Origin of the sequence: Neisseria sp. HMSC064D07 (assembly GCF_001837185.1) — a bacterium.
GTDB lineage: Bacteria > Pseudomonadota > Gammaproteobacteria > Burkholderiales > Neisseriaceae > Neisseria > Neisseria flavescens_C.
This window is the reverse complement of record NZ_KV831679.1, coordinates 1-1,033: the sequence shown is the minus strand read 5'-3', so window position 1 is coordinate 1,033 and position 1,033 is coordinate 1. Positions and strand designations below refer to the sequence as shown.

The following is a 1,033-nucleotide window of genomic DNA, read 5'->3' as shown; positions in this document are numbered from 1 at the left end:
GTTTCAGGTTTGTCTGAAGTCCAGCTGCCGTCTGGCTGTTTAGTTAAAGTCACTTTTTCAGGGGTGTCAGAGCCTTCAGGGGTTACTGTTACTTCTACAGTATCACCTGCTTCTGCATCACTTGGCACTTTCACTTTCACTGAGCCATCAGTACTTGATGGAGTCACTTCCGGTGCGCTTGGTGCTGTGTGGTCTGCATTATTACCTGCATTACCTTTAGATTCAGCACTTTCGTTACCTGCCGGGTCTTTCGCTTTCGCAGAAACTTCAGAACCATCTTTCACTTTATCTTCAGGGATAGTGGTGCTGTCTTTACCTGCTTCAACGCTTGGTACTGTTTCAGGTTTGTCTGAAGTCCAGCTGCCGTCTGGCTGTTTAGTTAAAGTCACTTTTTCAGGGGTGTCAGAGCCTTCAGGGGTTACTGTTACTTCTACAGTATCACCTGCTTCTGCATCACTTGGCACTTTCACTTTCACTGAGCCATCAGTACTTGATGGAGTCACTTCCGGTGCGCTTGGTGCTGTCGTATCTGGTGTTGCTGGGTTGTTGCCCGCATTCACTGTACCTTCTTCACCTGCGTTACCCGCAGTGTCCGTTGCTTTCGCTTTCACTGGCGAACCATCTTGTACTTTATCCGCCGGAATCGTTGCTTTGCCGGTTGCCGGGTCTACCGCAACATCCGGGTTGCTTGAAGTCCAGTTGCCATCTTCACCTTTGGTTAAGGTGGCGGTTTTCGGTGTGCCCGCTTCATCGGTGTAGCTCACTTCTACAGACTTGGTATCCGCATCTGCCGGAGGAGTCACTTCCACTGAGCCATTGTCTTTCGCTGTCACAGCTGGTTTAGCCGGTGCAGTGGTGTCAGGATTACTAGATCCCTTTCCACCACTTGCAGCTGCAATAATGCCACCTACTGCAGCCACTCCGGCTGCAGCCCACAGCCAATTAGGATTAAACGCCCAAAATGGTGTTGCTACACTGTTACCACCCAATGCCTGAGGGGCAAATACTTGTTCTGCCAACAAGGTAACCGCAT

Annotated in this window: 1 protein-coding gene; it reads right to left on the bottom strand. The window is 50.1% G+C overall.

Features of this window, described 5'->3' with window-relative positions; translation table 11 throughout:
- A partial coding sequence (locus tag HMPREF2608_RS05735) for a hypothetical protein (protein WP_210402770.1) occupies nucleotides 1-803 on the bottom strand: 803 nt, incomplete at its 3' end.
- Nucleotides 804-1,033 lie beyond the last annotated feature (230 nt).